This is a genomic window from Streptomyces sp. NPDC001617, from assembly GCF_053596855.1.
The window spans coordinates 120,718-138,017 of record NZ_JBSFHA010000005.1 but is presented as its reverse complement, the minus strand read 5'-3'; the positions used below and the strand labels follow the sequence as shown (position 1 = coordinate 138,017).

The following is a 17,300-nucleotide window of genomic DNA, read 5'->3' as shown; positions in this document are numbered from 1 at the left end:
GGCGAGGGTTCGGCCCACCAGGGGGGCACGTCATGGGCGAGGGCGCGGAGTTGACCTCGGAGCGGGTGCGGCAGATGTGGCATCTGCTGGAACCGCTGCACGCCGTCCTCTACTACGCGCCGGAGGTGTTCGAGGAGGCGGCCGCGCTCGGATACGCCACCGAAGAACGGTGGCCGAGCTACTTCCCTTGCCGTTCCGCGCCGTTGGGGGCGGTCGGCGCCGGGCAGGTGGCGTCCGCGTTCTACAGCTTCGGCCCGCGCATGGTCGCCGCGCACATGGACGTGGCCTGGGACGCGGCGAGTCCGCAGGACGTGCTGGAGGCGCGGCTGCGCGGGGTCGACCGGGCCTACCGGACGATCCTCGGCGACCGCGTCGACAGCGCCGAACTGGCCGAGGCCGCCGCTCTCGCGCGGCGGGCGGCCGAGGCCGTGGACCTCGCGGGACGGCCGCTGGCCGCCGCCGTCGCGGCACTTCAGTGGCCCGAGGCACCGCATCTGCAGCTCTGGCACGCGGCCACGGTGCTGCGCGAGCACCGCGGGGACGGACATGTCGCCGCGCTGCTCGTGGCCGGGCTCGACCCGGTGGAGTCGCTCGTGTCGTTCGCCGCGATCGGGGCGGCGAGCGTCGAACGGTTCGAGAGCCGGGGCTGGAGCGCCGGAGAGTGGGCGGCCGGGCGGAGACGGCTGTCGGCCCGTGGGCTCGTCGACGAGGAGGGCACGGCCACCGAGGCCGGACGCGCGGTGCGCCGACGTGTCGAGGACGACACCGACCGGCTGGCCGCCGTGCCCTGGCGGAGCCTGGGCCCGGACGCGACCGGCCGACTCGCCGAACTCCTGGGGGAGTTCTGGGTCGCCATACTGTCGTCCGGCCTGCTGCCGTCGGAGACGACCCTCGGCATCGGAAAGGTCTGACCTACCTGGTCACCGGGCCCACCCCATGACCGGCCCTGCCCGGCAGGGGCAAGCCGTCCGCGGGCGCAGGGCTCCGCGGACGGCCTCAAGTGCCATGTGAGTTCAGGGGTTACTGCTGGTCGGGCCGGTCGCGGTCCATGCCGAGCCGGTCCTCGACCTGCTGCTGGGCCTGGTCGACCTGGCTCTCGTACTTGCTGCCGGTCCTCTCGTTGACCTTCTTCTCCGCGGCGTCGGACATGCCCTTGGCCTTGTCCTGCGCCATGCGGTTGCTCTTGAACCTGTCGAAGATGCCCATCCAGAGCTCCTTCCGGAGGTGACTCAGGATCGACGATACGACCGGTATGGGTGGAGTGCCCACTTATGGGGTCTACGCCCGTGTGGGTGTGGACCGGTCCTCCTGATTGCCCCGGTGCGCCCTGCCGCTACGGTGTGCGCGAGTCGTACCAGGGAAGACGTCCCGTGCGGGGGTGACCGGGGTTGGCAAGGGGAGGGACGCAACGTGAGGCGTCTTAGGGGCGGGGCCGCGGCCGCCGTCGTGCTGGTGTTCGCCGTTGCCGGGTGCAAGGCCGAGACGGAGACCGGGTCCGGCGGCCCGCAGGAGACGGGCGGTGGAGGCGCCGCCCTCACCGCTGCCGAGTCCTTGACCGTGAAGGGGCGGGCGCCGAAGACCGGTTACTCGCGGCAACGGTTCGGCACCGCCTGGGCGGACACCGACTCCAACTCCTGCGACACTCGCGACGACATCCTCAAACGGGACCTGGAGAACGTGAGGTTCACCAGCGGCACGTGCAAGGTGTCGTACGGCGTCCTGGAGTCGGACCCGTACTCCGGCAAGAAGGTCACCTACAGGCGCGGGGCCAGCCTGGTCGACATCGACCACATCGTCCCGCTCTCCGACGCCTGGCAGAAGGGCGCCAAGTACTGGGACGCCAGCAAGCGCATAGCCCTCGCCAACGACCCGCTCAACCTCATAGCGGTCGACTCGAGCACCAACCGCTCGAAGGGCGACGGCGACGCGGCGACCTGGCTGCCGCCGAACAAGTCGTACCGCTGCACATACGTCGCCGGTCAGGTGGCGGTGAAGCAGAAATACCAGCTGTGGGTCACCGCCGCCGAGAAGGGCGCCATGGAGAAGATCCTCCGGACGTGCCCGGGACAGAAGCTGCCCTCCGGCGGGAATCCCACGGACGCGCCGGCCCGGTTCCGCGCGAACTGACGGGGGCCGACGGGGACTTGCGCCGGTGACCTCGTACGGCGGCGGGAAACTCGGTTTCCGGGGGTGGTGTCCCCGCCTACGGTGACCGCATGGAGCTGAAGGTGTCGAGTCTCGCCGACCGCCCGGAGATGCTGCGAGCCGTGCTCGACATGCCCGACACCTGGGCGGAGTTCACGACTCAGGACCCCGTGGGCAACTCCCACTACGGGCGCATCCCCGCCGAACTCCCCGAGTACGTCCTCTTCGCCGAGACCGAGCGCGGCGAGGTCCTCGCCCACGCCTACAGCGTGCCCTTCCGTCTCGACACCGAGGGCCGGGGCCGACTCCCCGACCGGGGCTGGGACCAGGTCCTCGTCTGGGCCTTCGCCGACCTGCGCCGCGGGGTGCGGCCCGACACCGTCAGCGCGATCTCGATCGTGGTCCACCCGCGGGCCCAGGGCCTCGGCCTCTCCGGCCGGATGCTGGACGCGATGCGGGCCAACGCCCGCGCCCACGGCTTCACCGAGGTCGTCGCCCCCGTCCGCCCCAGCGTCAAGCACCTCGAACCGCACACCCCCATCGAGGAGTACGCCCACCGGGTGCGCGAGGACGGTCTGCCGCACGACCCCTGGCTGCGCGTCCACGCCCGCGCCGGCGCCCGCATCGAGCGGGTGGCCACCGCCTCCATGACCGTCGCCGGCTCTCTGGAGGAGTGGCGCGCCTGGACCGGGCTGCCCTTCGACACCCAGGGCGACATCGAGGTACCGGGGGCACTGGTGCCGGTGCGGTGCGAACCGGAGCGGGGGTACGCGGTGTACGTCGAGCCCAATGTGTGGATGCGACACCTCCTCTGACGGCGCCGCTCACTCCGTCGCCGAAGCGCCCGGCACGTGAACGCTTGATGTGCCCCCATCAATGAAATCGCAAAGATTTCCGAAAGGAGCAAAGGGGCGCCAGAAGCAAAGTCGGACAGGTTCAGCAAGCGATGGTCAAACACCGTCCAAGATCGCTCCTTTGCTCTATTCACTCTTTGTTTACAACGGGCAAGATCTCTCCGTTTTCTGTGGCCTCTCTGTCGGTACGTCAACTGGCGGCGAGGCCTGGCCTGTTGTGCCCATTCGAGTGTGGGAGTCCCAGCCGTGCGTGTTCGGCCCTTCAGCCGTGTCCGCTCCACCCGCCGTACACGGCGCGCCCGTCGCGGTGTCGCGGTACTTCTGCTGACCGTGTTCGCCTGCATGTGGACGACACAGTCGGCGGTGGCCGCCGGGGCCGAACTCCACGCGGTGGACCTCTCGTTGCCGAGTCTGTCCTCGATCACGGCCTGGCTGAAGGACCCGCACTGGGGCAGGCTGCCCGGGGAGAAGTCGGGTACCGCGGCGGGGAAGCGGCACCATGTCTCCGCCGGGGCCACCGAGGCACACCGAGGCAAGGGCCGCAAGCCGGGGAAGGGCAAGGGCGAACTCGGCGCCTACCGGGCGCACCGAGCGGCCGTGAAGCACGGCAAGAGCGCCGGCGGCGCCACCTTCGACGCCAGGACCAGCAAGCGGGACGCGGCCAAGTCCTCCCGCACCGACACTGTGTACGACAACGCCGACGGGTCCACCACCAGACGGATCTACCCGATGCCCGTCAACTACCAGGTCGGCAAGGGCAGGTGGGCGCCCATCGACGTGGACGTGCGGGCCGGGCCCGACGGGCGCTGGTACGAGAAGGCCAACTCTGTCGGCGTCGACTTCGCCGCGATGGCCGACGACTCCGACCTCGTCTCCCTGGCTCCCGACGAAAAGCACTCCGTCGCCTACGAATTGAAGGGCGCCCGGTCCGTCAAGGGCACCGCCGACGGCTCCCGCGTCACCTACCCGGGCGTCCTCACCGACACCGACCTCCAGGTCGCCCCCACCGCCACCGGCGTGAAGGAAGCGGTCGTCCTGCACTCCGCGGACGCCGGCGACTCCTGGACCTTCCCGCTCCACCTCAAGGGGCTCACCCCGGTCCAGAACAAAGACGGCTCGATCGTCCTGCGTGACGCCGAGGGCAAGACCGTCGAGCGCGTCCCTTCGTCGTACGCCTACGACTCGAAGGTCGACCCGCGCTCCGGTGACCCGGCCACCACGCACGACGTGACCACGACCCTCGTGCGCGACGGCAGCGGCTACGCACTGCGGATCAGCCTCGACGAGGCCTGGCTGACGGACGCGCACCGCGTCTTCCCCGTCACCGTCGACCCGACCGTCACCGACGGCTGGACGACCACCTACGCGGAGTCGGGCGCGGCCGGCGACCACTCCTACGAGCAGACGATCAAGGTCGGTTCGTACGACTCGGGCACGCACTCCGCCGCCGGCTACATCAACCACTGGGACACCGCCTGGGACGCGAGCGGCGCGACGGTCAGCTCGGCCACGCTGCACCTGTTCGACACCTGGGCCTCGACCTGCACCGCCGAGCGTTTCGACGTCGCCCTGGTCACCAAGGCGTGGACGCCCGAGGGCGTCACCAGCTACCCCGGCCCGACCTACGGCTCCTCCATCGGCAACGCCACCCCGAGCGTCCCGACCGCCTGCGCGAACACCGCTGCCGACCGGACCGTCGGCGACTGGGTCAGCGTGTCTCTGTCGACGTCGGCGATCCAGGGCTGGTTCAGCGGGACGACCGCCGACTACGGCCTCGCGGTGTACGCGTCGACGACCGACGCCCTGCACTGGAAGCAGTTCGGCTCGTTCAACGACCCCTCGCTCGGCCCGTACATCGTCGTCACCTACACCGGGAACACCGCCCCGCAGCTCTACGAGCAGTTCCCCGCCGACAACGCGGTCGTCGGCACCACCACCCCCGAGCTCACCGCCTGGGCGGGCGGCGCCAACTCCACCAGCGGCAGTGGCAACCAGTACCAGTTCAAGGTCTACGACGCGAACAACACCCTGGTCGCCGACTCGGGCCTCGTCTCCACCGGCGACTGGACCGTGCCCTCCGGGAAACTGGCCTGGGGCAAGAACTACACCTGGCAGGTGCAGGCGTACGACTCCACGACCGGGCTCTACTCGCCCGCCGACCCCTACGCGTTGTCCGTCCAAGTACCCCAGCCCGTGATCACCTCCGGGCTGTCGCAGAACAGCAGCGACCACGGCTTCGACGCGTCCATCGGCAACTACACGACCTCCGACACCGACGCCTCGATCTCGACCGTCGGCCCGTCCCTGGACGTCGAGCGCGACTACAACTCCCGTGACCCGCGCTGGACCGGGGCCTTCGGTGCCGGCTGGTCGTCCATCCTCGACTCGCGCGCCACCGAGCAGTACAACGCCGCCGGGACCGTCACCAGCGTCAACGTCACCTACCCGGACGGTTCCCAGGTCGGCTACGGCAAGAACAGCGACGGCACCTTCGCGCCGGGCACCGGCCGCTGGGCCACGTTCACCACGGTCAGCGGCGGCGGCTACAGCCTGACCGACAAGGACGACACGGTCTACGCCTTCACCACCTCGCTGGGCTCGGGCGCCTACGGTCTCACCTCCGTCACGGACGCCAACGGGCGTGCCATCGCGCTGACCTGGACCAGCGGACACGTCACCAAGATGAAGTCCGCCGTCTCGGGCCGCTCCCTGAACTTCACCTGGTCCACGCCGAGCGGCGCCCTCGCCGCACACGTCGCCACCGTCACCACCGACCTGGTCGACGCCACGGACTCCTCGTCCGCGCTGACCTGGAACTACGGTTACTCCGGCGACCAGCTGACGACCGTGTGCGCCCCGCTGTCGACGACGAAGTGCACGACCTACGGCTACACGACGGGCTCGCAGTACCAGAACGCCTCCCTCGACCTCGACCCGGGCGCCGCATGGCCGCTCACCGAGAGCTCCGGCACGACCGCCAAGGACGCGGTCCTCGCCAACGAGGGCACCAAGAACGCCACGTACGAGAACGTGACGCTCGGCGCGGCCGGCCCGCTCACCGGCTCCTCCTCCACCGCCGCCTCCTTCAACGGCACCACCTCCGACGTGGCGCTGCCGAAGAACACCGGCAACGACACCGACTCGGGCGCCCTGTCCCTGTGGTTCAAGACCTCGGCCGGACCGGGCGTGCTCTACTCCTACGCCTCCCAGCCGATCGGCTCCGGACAGGCCGCCGGGTTCTACACCCCGTCGATCTACGTCGGCACCGACGGCAAGCTGAACGCCGAGTTCTGGTACAGCGGCGGCGTCAACCCGATCGTGTCCTCGGCGTCCGTGGCCGACGGCAAGTGGCACCACGTGGTGCTGAGCGCGGCGGGCAACTCGCAGACGCTGTTCCTGGACAACGCGAAGGTCGGTTCGCGCAGCGGCACCGTCTCCATCAAGAGCGCGGTCGCCTTCGGCAAGAACCAGGTCTTCAACTACCTCGGCACCGGGTTCCTCGGCGGCAGCTGGCCGGACGAGCCGCACAGCAGCTCCAGCGACGCGACCGGGTACGCGACGTACTTCACCGGCTCGATCGCCGATGTCGCCTGGTACGGGCGGCCGTTGGTCGCCGCCGACGTCAACTCCCTCTACCAGTACGGCACTCACTCGGCGAGCCTGCTCACCTCGGTCAAGCGCCCCTCGGGCAAGTCCTTCGCCACGATGACGTACGACCCGGCGACCACGACGCTGACCCAGCTCAGCGACGAGAACGGCGGCGTCTGGAAGCTCGCCGCGCCCACGGTCGCCGGCTCCAGCCAGACCTACCGGGGCGCGGTGCTCGGCGCCGGCCCCGCCGGCTACTACCGGCTCGGCGAAGCGGCCGGGGCGACCACGGCCGTCAACGAGGTGCACGGCGGCAACGGCACGTACAGCGGGGTGACGCTCGGGGCGACGGGCCCGTTCAGCGACGCCAAGGCCACGACCTACGACGGCAGTGCCTCGTACACCGAACTGCCGACCTCCGTGCAGTTCGGCACCAGTGACCGCAGCCTCGAACTCTGGTTCAAGACCGCCTCCCAGGGCGTCATCGTCGGCGCGCAGTCGGCGACGATATCCGGCGCGACCGCCACCTCCGGCACCTGGGCGCCGCTCCTGTACGTCGGCTCCGACAACAAGCTGCACGGCCACTACTACTCGGGCAGCGGTTCCGGCTCGACCGCGTTCGGCTCGACCGGTACGGTCACCGACAACACCTGGCACCACGTGGCCCTCACGGCCTCCGGCGCCACCCAGACCCTGTACCTGGACGGCGTCAAGCAGTCCAGCTACTCGGGCACCCCGGCCGACCAGACCTACAACCACGTCTACCTCGGCGCCGGATTCGCCAAGAGCTGGCTCGACTCCCCGGGAGACGTCAGCCACTTCACCGGTTCCATCGCGGACGCGGCCTTCTACCACTCGGCGCTCACCGCCGCCGACGTCGCCGCGCATGTCGAGGCCGCCAAGAACTCCACCGGTCTGCTCCCGGTCGAGACGGTCAAGGTGACCTCGCCGACGACGTCCACGCTGACCTACACCTACGACGTCACCAACGGCAACCGGGCCCTGACCGAGACCGACGGCCTCGGCGACAAGACCAGCTTCGGCTACGACACGGCCGGTTTCGAGCACACCGTCACCGACCCCAACGGCGCGGTCACCACCACCGGCCACGACGTCCGCGGCAACATCGTCTCGTCGACGAACTGCCAGGACCAGGTCGCGAACAAGTGCAACACCGAGTACTACACGTACTACCCGGACGACACGACCGCCCAGCTCACCACCGCCGACCCCCGCAACGACCAGCTGCTGACGGAGCGCGACGGCCGCTCGGCGTCCGCGACCGACAACACCTATCTCACGTCCTACACCTACGACTCCGCGGGCAACCAGACCGTCACCACCGGCCCCGCGGTGCCCGGCTTCCCCTCCGGCCGGTCGACGACCACCGTCTACAGCGACGGCACCAGCACCTACCCGTCCGCCGACGGCGGGGTGGTGCCCAAGGGCCTGCCGGTGAAGACCGTCAGCCCCGGCGGCGCGGTCAACACGGTCTCCTACTTCACCGACGGTGACGTCGCCTCGACCACGGACGCCATCGGCCTGGTCACGTCGTACACCTACGACGGGCTGGGCCAGGTCCTGAGCCAGAAGGTCGTCTCCGACACCTACCCGGGCGGGCTCACGACGAGCTACACCTACGACAAGAACGGCCAGGTGACGGCCGAGCACGACCCGCAGCTCACCGACCGTGTCTCGGGCTCGACCCACACCGCCGTCTCCAGCACGGTCTACGACGACGACGGCGACGTCCTGTCCCAGACCGTCGCCGACGGCAACGGCGGCGACGCCTCCCGCACCGAGACGCAGACCTACGACGCCTACGACCGTCTGGCGACGGAGTCCGACGCCAACGTCGCGGCGGGCACGTCCTACGGCAACACGACGACGTACGCGTACGACACCTCCGGCAACAAGACCCAGGAGGTGACGAGCGCCGGCAACGAGACCGACTACACCTACGACGACAACGGCAACCTGCTCACGCAGAGCCTGATGTACACCGGCGACCCGGTCTCCCCGCAGACCGCGACGAAGCTCGTCGAGTCCTCGCGGGCCTACGACCCGGCCGGGCGGCTGGCGTCGGTCACCGACGCGATGGGCAGCACGACGTCGTACACGTACACCGACGACGGTCTGACCGCGACGGTGAAGAAGACCAGCTCGGACGGCACCAGCAGCTACGTCCTGGAGTCCGACACCTACGACGCGGCCGGCAACCTGCTGACCCAGACGACGGACAACGGCGAGAACGTCACCCAGTACACGGTCGACGCCTCCGACCGCACGACGTCCACCACCGTCGACCCGACCGGAGTCGACCGCGTGTCCACCGTGTCGTACACCCCGGACGACCAGGTCGCCTCCGAGAACGACCACGACGCGACCGGTTTCGACCGCACCACCACCGACTCCTACGACGACATGGGCAACCTGCTCAGCGAGACGCTGTACGGGGACGCCTCGGGTCACCCGGCGGGCTGGTGGAAGCTGAACCAGACCTCCGGCCGGTCCGTCACCGACGCCTCCGGCACCGGCAACACCGCCACCGCCGGACCGGGCGTGACCTGGTCCGACGACGCCGCCCAGTTCAGCGGCGACACCAGCGGCAACGGCGACATCGTCGCCACCAACAGCCCGGTCCTGGACACCAGCGCCTCCTACACCGTCTCCGCGTGGGTGAAGCTGTCGGACACCTCGACGTTCCGCACCTTCGTCTCGCAGGGCGGCACCAACCGCTCCTCCTTCTACCTCCAGTACGCCTCCAGCCAGGGCGTCTTCCGCCTCATCTCACCCAGCCAGGACTCCTCCGGCACCCCGTCGGCGTACTACAACGCCTACGCCTCCAGCGCCCCCGCGCTGAACACCTGGACCCACCTGGTCGGCGTCTTCGACGCGTCCAGCGGCACCATGAGCCTGTACGTCAACGGCTCCCTCGCGGGCAGCGCCACCAACTCCGCGCCGTGGACCGGCTCCGGCCCGCTGTCCATCGGCGGCGCCAAGACCGCCGGCGGCACCGTCAGCAACGCCGTCAACGGCTCGGTCAGCAACGTCCAGACCTACCAGCGGGCGCTGTCGTCGAGCGAGATCTCCTCCCTGTACGGCAAGGGCCGCTCGGGCGGCACGGTCGGCTCCTCGGACCAGCAGACCACCAGCTACACGTACGACAAGCGGGGCCTGCCCACGTCCATGACGGACCCGGAGCAGCACACCACCAACTACGAGTACGACGAGGCCGGCAACCTCGCGGTCACCACGGCACCGGCGGTCCAGTCGGAGCCCGACGGAATCGCCGCGAACGCCGCGACGGTCCGCCCCGTCACCTGGAGCGGCTTCAACACCTTCGGCGAGTCCGTCGAGGAGAAGGACCCGAACGGCCTGGTCACCCACACGGCCTACGACGCCGACGGCAACAAGGTCAGCGAGACCCTTCCGTCGTACACCCCGGCCGGGGCGTCGAGCCCCAACGCGGGCACGACCGTCTGGACCTACGACAGCGAGGGCAACCAGACCAGCGCGACCACGCCCGGCGGAAAGACCACGTCCTACCTCTACGACCAGATCGGCGACCTGGCCCAGATCACCGAACCCGACGGCACCAAGACCCACGCCACCTACGACACCAACGGCAACCAGCGCACGGCGACCGACGGCACGGGCGCCCAGACCCAGGCGACGTACGACTACCTGGGCCGCCAGGTCACATCAACCACCCTGGAGCGCTACCCGTCGACCCGCACGCTGACGACGAACTACTCCTACGGCGTCACCACCGGCAACCCCTACGGCGCGCACATGGCGTCGGTGAAGACGCCGGGCGGTGTGACCACGTCGTACGCCTACAACCGCGCGGGTGACGTCACCTCGACGACGGACGGTGCGGGCAACACCACCGCCTACGCCTACGACTTCGAGGACAACAACACCAAGACGACGCTGGCGGACGGCAGTTACACCACCACCGACTACAACGTGAACGACGACCCGACGGCGACCCGCAGTTACGACGCCAACGGCACGTTCCTGTACGGCACTTCGCAGCAGTACGACGGCGACGGCAACCTGGTCGCGGCGACGGACGCCAACCAGCACACCACGCGCTGGACGTACGACGCGGCGGGCACCATCACCCAGCAGGTCGAGCCGGTCGACGCCACGACCTCGATCACCACGTCCTTCGGCTACGACCAGGCCGGCAACCGCACCCGCTTCACGGACGGCCGCGGCAACTCCTGGCGCTACAGCTACACCCCCTGGGGCCAGCAGGAGAAGGTGATCGAGCCGACGACGTCCCAGTACACCTCGGACGCCGACTCGACCACGACCTTCGCCTACGACGCGGACGGCAACGTCACCTCGGCGACCGCGCCCGGCGGTGTCACGACGTCGATGACGTACGACGCCAACGACCAGCTGAAGACGATGTCGGGTACGGGCGCGGAAGCCGCCACGGCGAAGCACACCTTCTCCTACGACGCCGACGGCCGAGTCACCTCGGCGGCCACGGACGAGGCGGGGACGTCGGGCGCGACCGACCACCAGGCGTCGACGAGCGACTCGTTCACCTACGACGACCGCGGCGACGTCCTGTCCGCCTCGGGCTCGGCGGGCTCGTCGAGCTTCACGTACAACGACGACGGCTCGATGCTGACCCGGACGGACCCGGCCGGCACCCAGTCCTACGGCTACGACACGGCGGGCCGCCTCTCCTCCCTGGACGACGCGGCGACCGGCACCCATCTGACGTACACGTACGACCAGTTGAACAACGTCAAGACGATCAAGTACGGCAGCACCGGCCAGACCCGCACCTTCGGCTACAACAGCGCGCACGAACTGTCGAGCGACGTCCTGGTGCAGGGCGCGTCGACGCTGTCGAGCTTCACCTACGGCTACGACAACAACGGCAACCTGACGTCGAAGACGACGGCGGGTGTGACCGGCGCGTCGACGAACACGTACTCCTACGACTGGTCCGACCGCCTGACCTCCTGGAACAACGGCACGACCACGACGGCGTACTCCTACGACGCCTCGGGCAACCGGGTGAGGGTCGGGGCGGACGTGTACACGTACGACGCCCGTGACCAGCTGACCTCGGACGGCACGCACTCGTACTCCTACTCCGCGCGCGGCACGATGACGCAGGAGTCGTCCACGGCCGACGGCACCGCGGCCTTCAAGACGGACGCGTTCGGCGACCAGATCGTGGCGGGCGACCAGTCGTACACGCTGGACGCGCTGGGCCGGAACATCACCGACACGGACACCAGCGTGTCCTCGACCCGCACCTTCACCTACTCCGGCGCGGACAACACGATCGCGACGGACGGGGACGGGTCGTACACGTACGACCCGTCGGGCGGCCTGGTGGGCATCAAGCAGACCGGCTCGTCGACCGGGGCCCTGGCCCTGACGGACCTGCACGACGATGTGGTCGGCACCTTCACATCAGGTGCGACGTCGTTGTCGGGTTCGGCGACGTACGACCCGCTGGGGAAGGTGACGGCGGTCGCGTCGTTGATCGGTCATCTCGGCTTCCAGTCGGGCTGGACGGAGCCGGGCACGGGTGACGTGGGCACGGCGTCGCGCTGGTACAACCCGAACACGGGCGAGTTCCTGAACAAGGACAGCGTGTCGGCGTCGGCGACGCCGGACTCGGTGGCGGCGAACCCGTTCGCCTACGTCGACGACAACCCGCTGGTGGGCACGGACCCCTCGGGTCACTGCTCGTGGTGGACGGGCTCGTGCGAGGTGCAGGCCGTCAAGCATGTGGCCAAGAAGGCCAAGCATGTGGCGAAGGCCGTCTACCACGCGGCCAAGCATGTGGCGCGCAGGGTCGTCCACGCGGTCAAGCACGCGGCGCACAAGGTGGTGCACCGGGTGGCGGACGTGTACCGGGCGACGGTGCGGGTGGTGCGGCGGGTGTACCACTACACGGTCCGGCACGTCAGACGCATCTACCATGCGGCGGTTCACGCGGTCCATACGGCGTATCACAAGGTGTCGAGGGCTGTGCACCGTGTGGTGCACGCGGTGAAGAAGGCGGCGCACAAGGTCGCCCACGCGGTGAAGAAGGCGGCGAAGGCGGTCGCTCATGCGGCGCGGACGGCGTATCACGCGACGGTGAAGGCGGTGAAGTCGACCGCGAAGTTCGTCAAGCACCACGCGGCGGCGATCACGTCGATCGTGGTGTCGACGGTGGTCTTCGCGGGCTGCGAGGCGGCGACGGCGGGCGTCGGCTCGATCGGCTGCGCGGCGCTTGCGGGTGCGGCCGGCTCCCTGGTCGAGCAGGGCTTCAAGTGCGCACAGAACGGCGGCGGCGACTGCAGTGTCGGCGCGTTCGCGGGCTCGGCGGTCGAGGGCGCGGTGACCGGTGCGGTGGGCGGTGCCCTGGGCTCCCTGGGCGGGAAGCTGCTGGCGAAGGCGGCGCCCAAGGCGATGGAGGTCGTGGGCGGGCTGTTCGGGAAGGCGGCGGAGGCGGGGGAGTCGGGGGCGGCTGATGCCACGGATGAGGCTGCGGCTACGGCGGAGTCGGAGGGGGCGGGGAGTAAGTCGCAGTCCCGGTCTGGCACTTGCCCGGTCCCGCACAGTTTCACCGGTTCGACGCGGGTCCTGATGGCCGACGGTTCGACGAAGGCGATCGACCAGGTGAGAGTCGGCGACACGATCGCCAACTCGGTGCCGGGGGTTGTGGGTACGGAGGCTCACAAGGTCACGGATGTGATCGTGACGCGTACGGACCATGACTTCGTGGACCTGACGGTGAAGGCGACAGCTGAGGTCGGCGCGAAGCAGGGTGTGAAGGCCGGGGTGAAGTCCATCGGCAAGAAGGTCGCCCGCAAGGCGGCGTTCGGCCTGGCGGCTTCGGCGGCGGTACTGGGCGCACTTGCGGCGAGCCACGGTCACGGTGCCGGTCAGGAGCCGGTCGCCAAGACGGTGGCGGCGGTGTCGCCGACGACGTCCGGCCAGAGCGGCAAGGTTGCTGCGCAGGGCGTGCCCGATATACAGGCCGGCGCGCACCTGACGACGACCTTCCACCACCCCTTCTACGACGAGACGCAGTCGGCGTTCGTCGAGGGCAAGGACCTGAAGGCCGGCGACGTCCTCCAGACTCCCACTGGAACGGCCGAGGTCACGGGCGTCCGGCTGTACCACGCGAACACCACTACCTACGACCTCACCATCGGCACCCTCCACACCTACTATGTGCAGGCCGGTGACACGCCGGTCCTCGTCCACAACTGCGATGAAGCTGCGGTCGCGGACAACGCACGTTTCGAAGTCGACTCCGAAGGCGTTGCCACCGACCGGGACGGGCCCGATATGCCAGAGGAGCGGTACAACCGCCAGGCTCATTACGGTGGCTCGCAGACCAACGGGCCCGCCGGGCAGGCAGCCCGTGCTGCAGGGGAGGGCCAGCGGTGTATCACGTGTGGAGAAGAGCAGGTCACCGGAACGGCTACCCAGCCAGTACCCGAGCACGATCCGGAACTCGCCATCCACTACTATTTCCACGGCGGATGGGAAATGACGGATGCAGAGCGCCGCGCATATGCCCAACAAGGTATTAACGGGACGCAATGCCTGACATGTCAGCGCAAGCAAGGAGCGGTACTCGCACGGTATACGCGTTACCTGGCGAGGGCGTTCGGCATGCGTAGGCGTACTTGAGATTGAACCTGGGGTAGTGAAATGTGCGAGCTCGAAATCGATGCACATCTTCGTGGCGCGTGGCCTGACCGGCAGCACGAGGATTTCTCATGGATTCTAGGACCCATCCAGGACAGCCTGCCGGGTTTCCATGTCAGGCGCGTGGCACCCAGCAGGCCCAGGGAGAGCTGGGTTTATTCCTCAATTGGCGCCTACCGGGCGGGTGCTCCCCGTCGCGAATTTATGATTCTTTCTCCAGTTGAGTCGCCGCGGCATGTGGAGAGCTTGGCCATGGTTGCCCATTTCCACTCGCTACCCGAACATCGAGTAGAAATGGGTTCTATCTTGAGTCTCGGGCATTCATGGGTTGAGGGTTCTGAAGCAGACAGGTTCCTGGCCTCTCCCCCGTATTCGCTGTCACCTGAATTCAGGAAAGTTGATATGCCCGGAGATGGAGTAGAGTTCATCTGGCTCGTTCCTATCTACGCTGAAGAATCGGAATATGCCAAGCGTCGGGGAGTTGAGGCGTTGGAGGCCAGGTTGGAGAAGAGGTCGGTCAACTTGGTAGATCCGCGACGGGCATCGGTTGTCGGTCGTTGGTAGCTGATGTAACTCCCGACCATGGAAGTAGCACCTGATGAGTGACGTGACTGTCTCTGCCGAGGCGGTTGAAGATTGGCGACTCGTATAATGTGGACGTGACTGGAGCCAGTAAGACATCCATCGCCGAGCACATGGGACGGGACTACTACGAGCACCCGGATCAGCTCATGACGTATCCGACGCTCAGGGGTCCGGACATTGCAGAGATCTTTGGTGGAGTCGGCGAATGACCGACGCCATTGAAGGGTCCTCATTTGGGCGTCTGCGCCAGTACGGCAGCGGGCGGGTCTTCGGCGATCTCGATCTGAGGCGCGTCAAGTTCACCAGTTCTGTGCTGGCGCAGCATGACGACCCGTCATTCGGCCTGGTAGTGCGGGACTCGATCCTACAAAACTGCTCCTTCAGCGCGTGCACGATGGCGGGCGTAAGGCTGGAGAACGTCACGGTGGATGGTGCGAAGCTGAGTAGGAGCTCCATCTCCGGGTGCGTATTCCGTAACGTCACACTGCGCGGGAAGATCGGCCAGTTCATCTTCGCCGGTCCTGTCCGGTCGCTCGGGGCAGAGATGTTTGCAGCCTTCTCGGATGGGATGGCCGACTTCTACCGTGACGTCGACTGGGCCTTGGACATCCGGGACGCCGTGTTCGCCGACGCCACGATTCGTGCGGTGCCGGGAGAACTGGTGCGTAGGGATGAGAACAGGCATTTCCTTCTGCGTCGCGCGGATCGGGACACGGTGCTTTCGCTCCCGGAAGCGCCGGACCTTGCAAAGGCGTACTTCAGAGATTTCGATCTCACACCTTTCGACTCCATGGTCGCTGTGGCTTCCCAGAGTTCGAAGACGTTTGAGAAGCAACTCGCCGAACTTCAGTGGCTTCGCGAGCGGAGTCTTGCTGGTTAGTTTCCCGCGCTGCTTACAGCAGCCCCTGGTCTCTCGAAGTCTGGGTGCCAGGGGCTGTTGACTCTTCGTGGGGCCGCAGGGTCAGCAGCTAGGGCTGGGGGAATCGCTGCCCGTCCCCGGGAGTACCGCCCAGGCAGTTGGGTATGGCGGATTCCATCCTCATGGAGGCTGCGGGCGGCGATAAGGCGCTATTGACCACATCGGCTGGGCTCGATGAATACAATGGTAGGGACGAGCGCACCGCTCCGCCCTGCCAGGACGGCTGCGGCACTGCCACCAGCCTCCCGAAACGAACCACCTCGAACCGGAGCTGACGCATGCCCGAAACCGAAAGCCAAGAGCCCTGGGAGTGCACGCTGGGTTTGATCTCTCTGCTTGGAGTGGACGAACCTCTCGCTGGGCGTCAAGCGACAGATTGGACCCAGGTCGAATCCCGGCTTGGGCATGCCCTGCCCAGTGATTATCGGGCTTTGATTGGCGAGCTGGGTGGGGGAAGGATGGACGGCTACCTTTGGCTGCTTGAGCCCGACTGTCCTAACCAACACTATGATCTGATCACGACTGATAGAGATCAGGCTGAAATCCTGGCCGAACTGTGGGACGCCGGCGAAGAGCGGCCCACCGAATTGGTGAACTCCGGAGCGCAGGTGTTTCCGTGGGCAGTGACGGATAACGGCGAGTGCCTTTATTGGTTTGCCCGGCCTGGGGCTTCAGCTGATGACTGGACGATTGCCGTGAACGGGGCTCGCGGTTCTGATTGGGAGTTCTTTTCCTCTGGATGCGTCGAGTTCCTGAACGGAATTCTTACCAGAGGCGTGGAATCCGAGATTCTATGGTCCAAATTCCCCACTGATCCCCATGAATTCAGGCGTTCGGCAACCTTCTCTTAAAGGGTGAAATAGGTTTGCCGCGCATCACCGCTGGATCATCGGGCACACGGTCGAGGAGGAGATCCCGAACAGCGGCCCGAGTTGTCGCATGGTCAGGTTCGTGCGGTAGTAGACGGCCACCACCAGGACCCGCTCGGCCAGCGGGAGACCCCACGGCCGACCGCGCAAATTCCCGTTGCCCCCACGGTCTCGGACTGCCCGCAACAGCCGACCGAACTGATCCATCCCCAGCCCGGTGAACGTCTCCACCCACACTCGCTCAACCGGACGATCTTGCGCGCAAAGTATTGTTCCGTGCCTGCGAGCGCGAGATCTGCGGGCGTCACCCGTCGACGGTGATCCAGCAGATGTCACCGGATTCCGGCGAGTGGTCGAGGCTTTCCATCTCGGATTCGATTCTGGACAGGGTCGCGGCCTTGTCCGTGGCCCAGGCCACGAATGGCTTTTCCGCGTCTGCGGTCAGGTCTCCGGCCTTGGCTCCCAGGTCCAGCAGATCGCGGACGATGCGCAGAGTGAGCCGCTTCCGCTCCTCCATGCTGTGCCCCTTGCCGAGGAGCTTTCCGACTGTTCCGGTGATCACGGAGAATCCGAGCCAGTCTTCGTGTACGTAGTCGGCCAGGTAGGAGAACTCTTCTCCGTATTCCTCTTCCGTCGGCATGCCGTTTC

At 67.7% G+C, this 17,300-nt stretch carries 10 protein-coding genes and 1 pseudogene; 8 read left to right on the top strand and 3 right to left on the bottom strand.

Features of this window, described 5'->3' with window-relative positions; genetic code table 11:
• Positions 1 to 32: 32 nt before the first annotated feature.
• Entirely contained in the window at positions 33 to 911 is an 879-nt protein-coding gene (locus ACWC09_RS06040; RefSeq protein ID WP_450848941.1) for an SCO6745 family protein, read from the top strand.
• 109 nt (positions 912 to 1,020) lie between these two features.
• On the opposite strand, the gene ACWC09_RS06035 is transcribed toward ACWC09_RS06040, so the two are convergent.
• Positions 1,021 to 1,206 (bottom strand): antitoxin, encoded by a 186-nt coding sequence (locus ACWC09_RS06035; protein ID WP_450848939.1) that lies wholly within the window; start codon positions 1,204 to 1,206, stop codon positions 1,021 to 1,023.
• 204 nt (positions 1,207 to 1,410) lie between these two features.
• Between ACWC09_RS06035 and ACWC09_RS06030 the strand changes: the two genes are divergently transcribed.
• From ACWC09_RS06030 to ACWC09_RS06000, 7 genes are all read left to right on the top strand, one after another.
• Positions 1,411 to 2,127 carry an HNH endonuclease family protein gene (locus ACWC09_RS06030; RefSeq protein ID WP_450848937.1) on the top strand — a complete coding sequence of 239 codons (717 nt, stop codon included), beginning with the start codon at positions 1,411 to 1,413 and terminating at the stop codon, positions 2,125 to 2,127.
• A gap of 89 nt (positions 2,128 to 2,216) precedes the next feature.
• Positions 2,217 to 2,960: an N-acetyltransferase gene (locus ACWC09_RS06025; protein WP_450848935.1), complete on the top strand. Its 744-nt coding sequence runs from the start codon at positions 2,217 to 2,219 to the stop codon at positions 2,958 to 2,960.
• A 285-nt stretch (positions 2,961 to 3,245) separates the two neighbouring features.
• Positions 3,246 to 14,261, top strand: a complete 11,016-nt coding sequence (locus tag ACWC09_RS06020) for a LamG-like jellyroll fold domain-containing protein (RefSeq protein WP_450848933.1) — start codon at positions 3,246 to 3,248, stop codon at positions 14,259 to 14,261.
• Positions 14,262 to 14,282: 21 nt separating this feature from the next.
• The gene (locus ACWC09_RS06015) at positions 14,283 to 14,843 is read left to right on the top strand and encodes a suppressor of fused domain protein (RefSeq protein ID WP_450848931.1); all 561 of its coding nucleotides are present in this window, start codon (positions 14,283 to 14,285) and stop codon (positions 14,841 to 14,843) included.
• 95 nt (positions 14,844 to 14,938) lie between these two features.
• Positions 14,939 to 15,073, top strand: coding sequence for a hypothetical protein (locus ACWC09_RS06010; protein WP_450848929.1), 135 nt, complete (start codon positions 14,939 to 14,941; stop codon positions 15,071 to 15,073).
• Positions 15,070 to 15,744 carry a pentapeptide repeat-containing protein gene (locus ACWC09_RS06005; protein ID WP_450848927.1) on the top strand — a complete coding sequence of 225 codons (675 nt, stop codon included), beginning with the start codon at positions 15,070 to 15,072 and terminating at the stop codon, positions 15,742 to 15,744. Before ACWC09_RS06010 ends, ACWC09_RS06005 begins: the two co-directional genes overlap by 4 nt.
• 317 nt (positions 15,745 to 16,061) lie before the next feature.
• Positions 16,062 to 16,634: an SMI1/KNR4 family protein gene (locus tag ACWC09_RS06000; protein ID WP_450848925.1), complete on the top strand. Its 573-nt coding sequence runs from the start codon at positions 16,062 to 16,064 to the stop codon at positions 16,632 to 16,634.
• Positions 16,635 to 16,661: 27 nt separating this feature from the next.
• On the opposite strand, the pseudogene ACWC09_RS05995 reads toward ACWC09_RS06000, so the two are convergent.
• Both ACWC09_RS05995 and ACWC09_RS05990 read right to left on the bottom strand, forming a co-directional pair.
• Positions 16,662 to 16,859: pseudogene (locus ACWC09_RS05995) on the bottom strand (helix-turn-helix domain-containing protein); the annotation flags it as partial.
• A gap of 97 nt (positions 16,860 to 16,956) precedes the next feature.
• Positions 16,957 to 17,292 carry a hypothetical protein gene (locus ACWC09_RS05990; RefSeq protein ID WP_450848923.1) on the bottom strand — a complete coding sequence of 112 codons (336 nt, stop codon included), beginning with the start codon at positions 17,290 to 17,292 and terminating at the stop codon, positions 16,957 to 16,959.
• Positions 17,293 to 17,300: the final 8 nt, after the last annotated feature.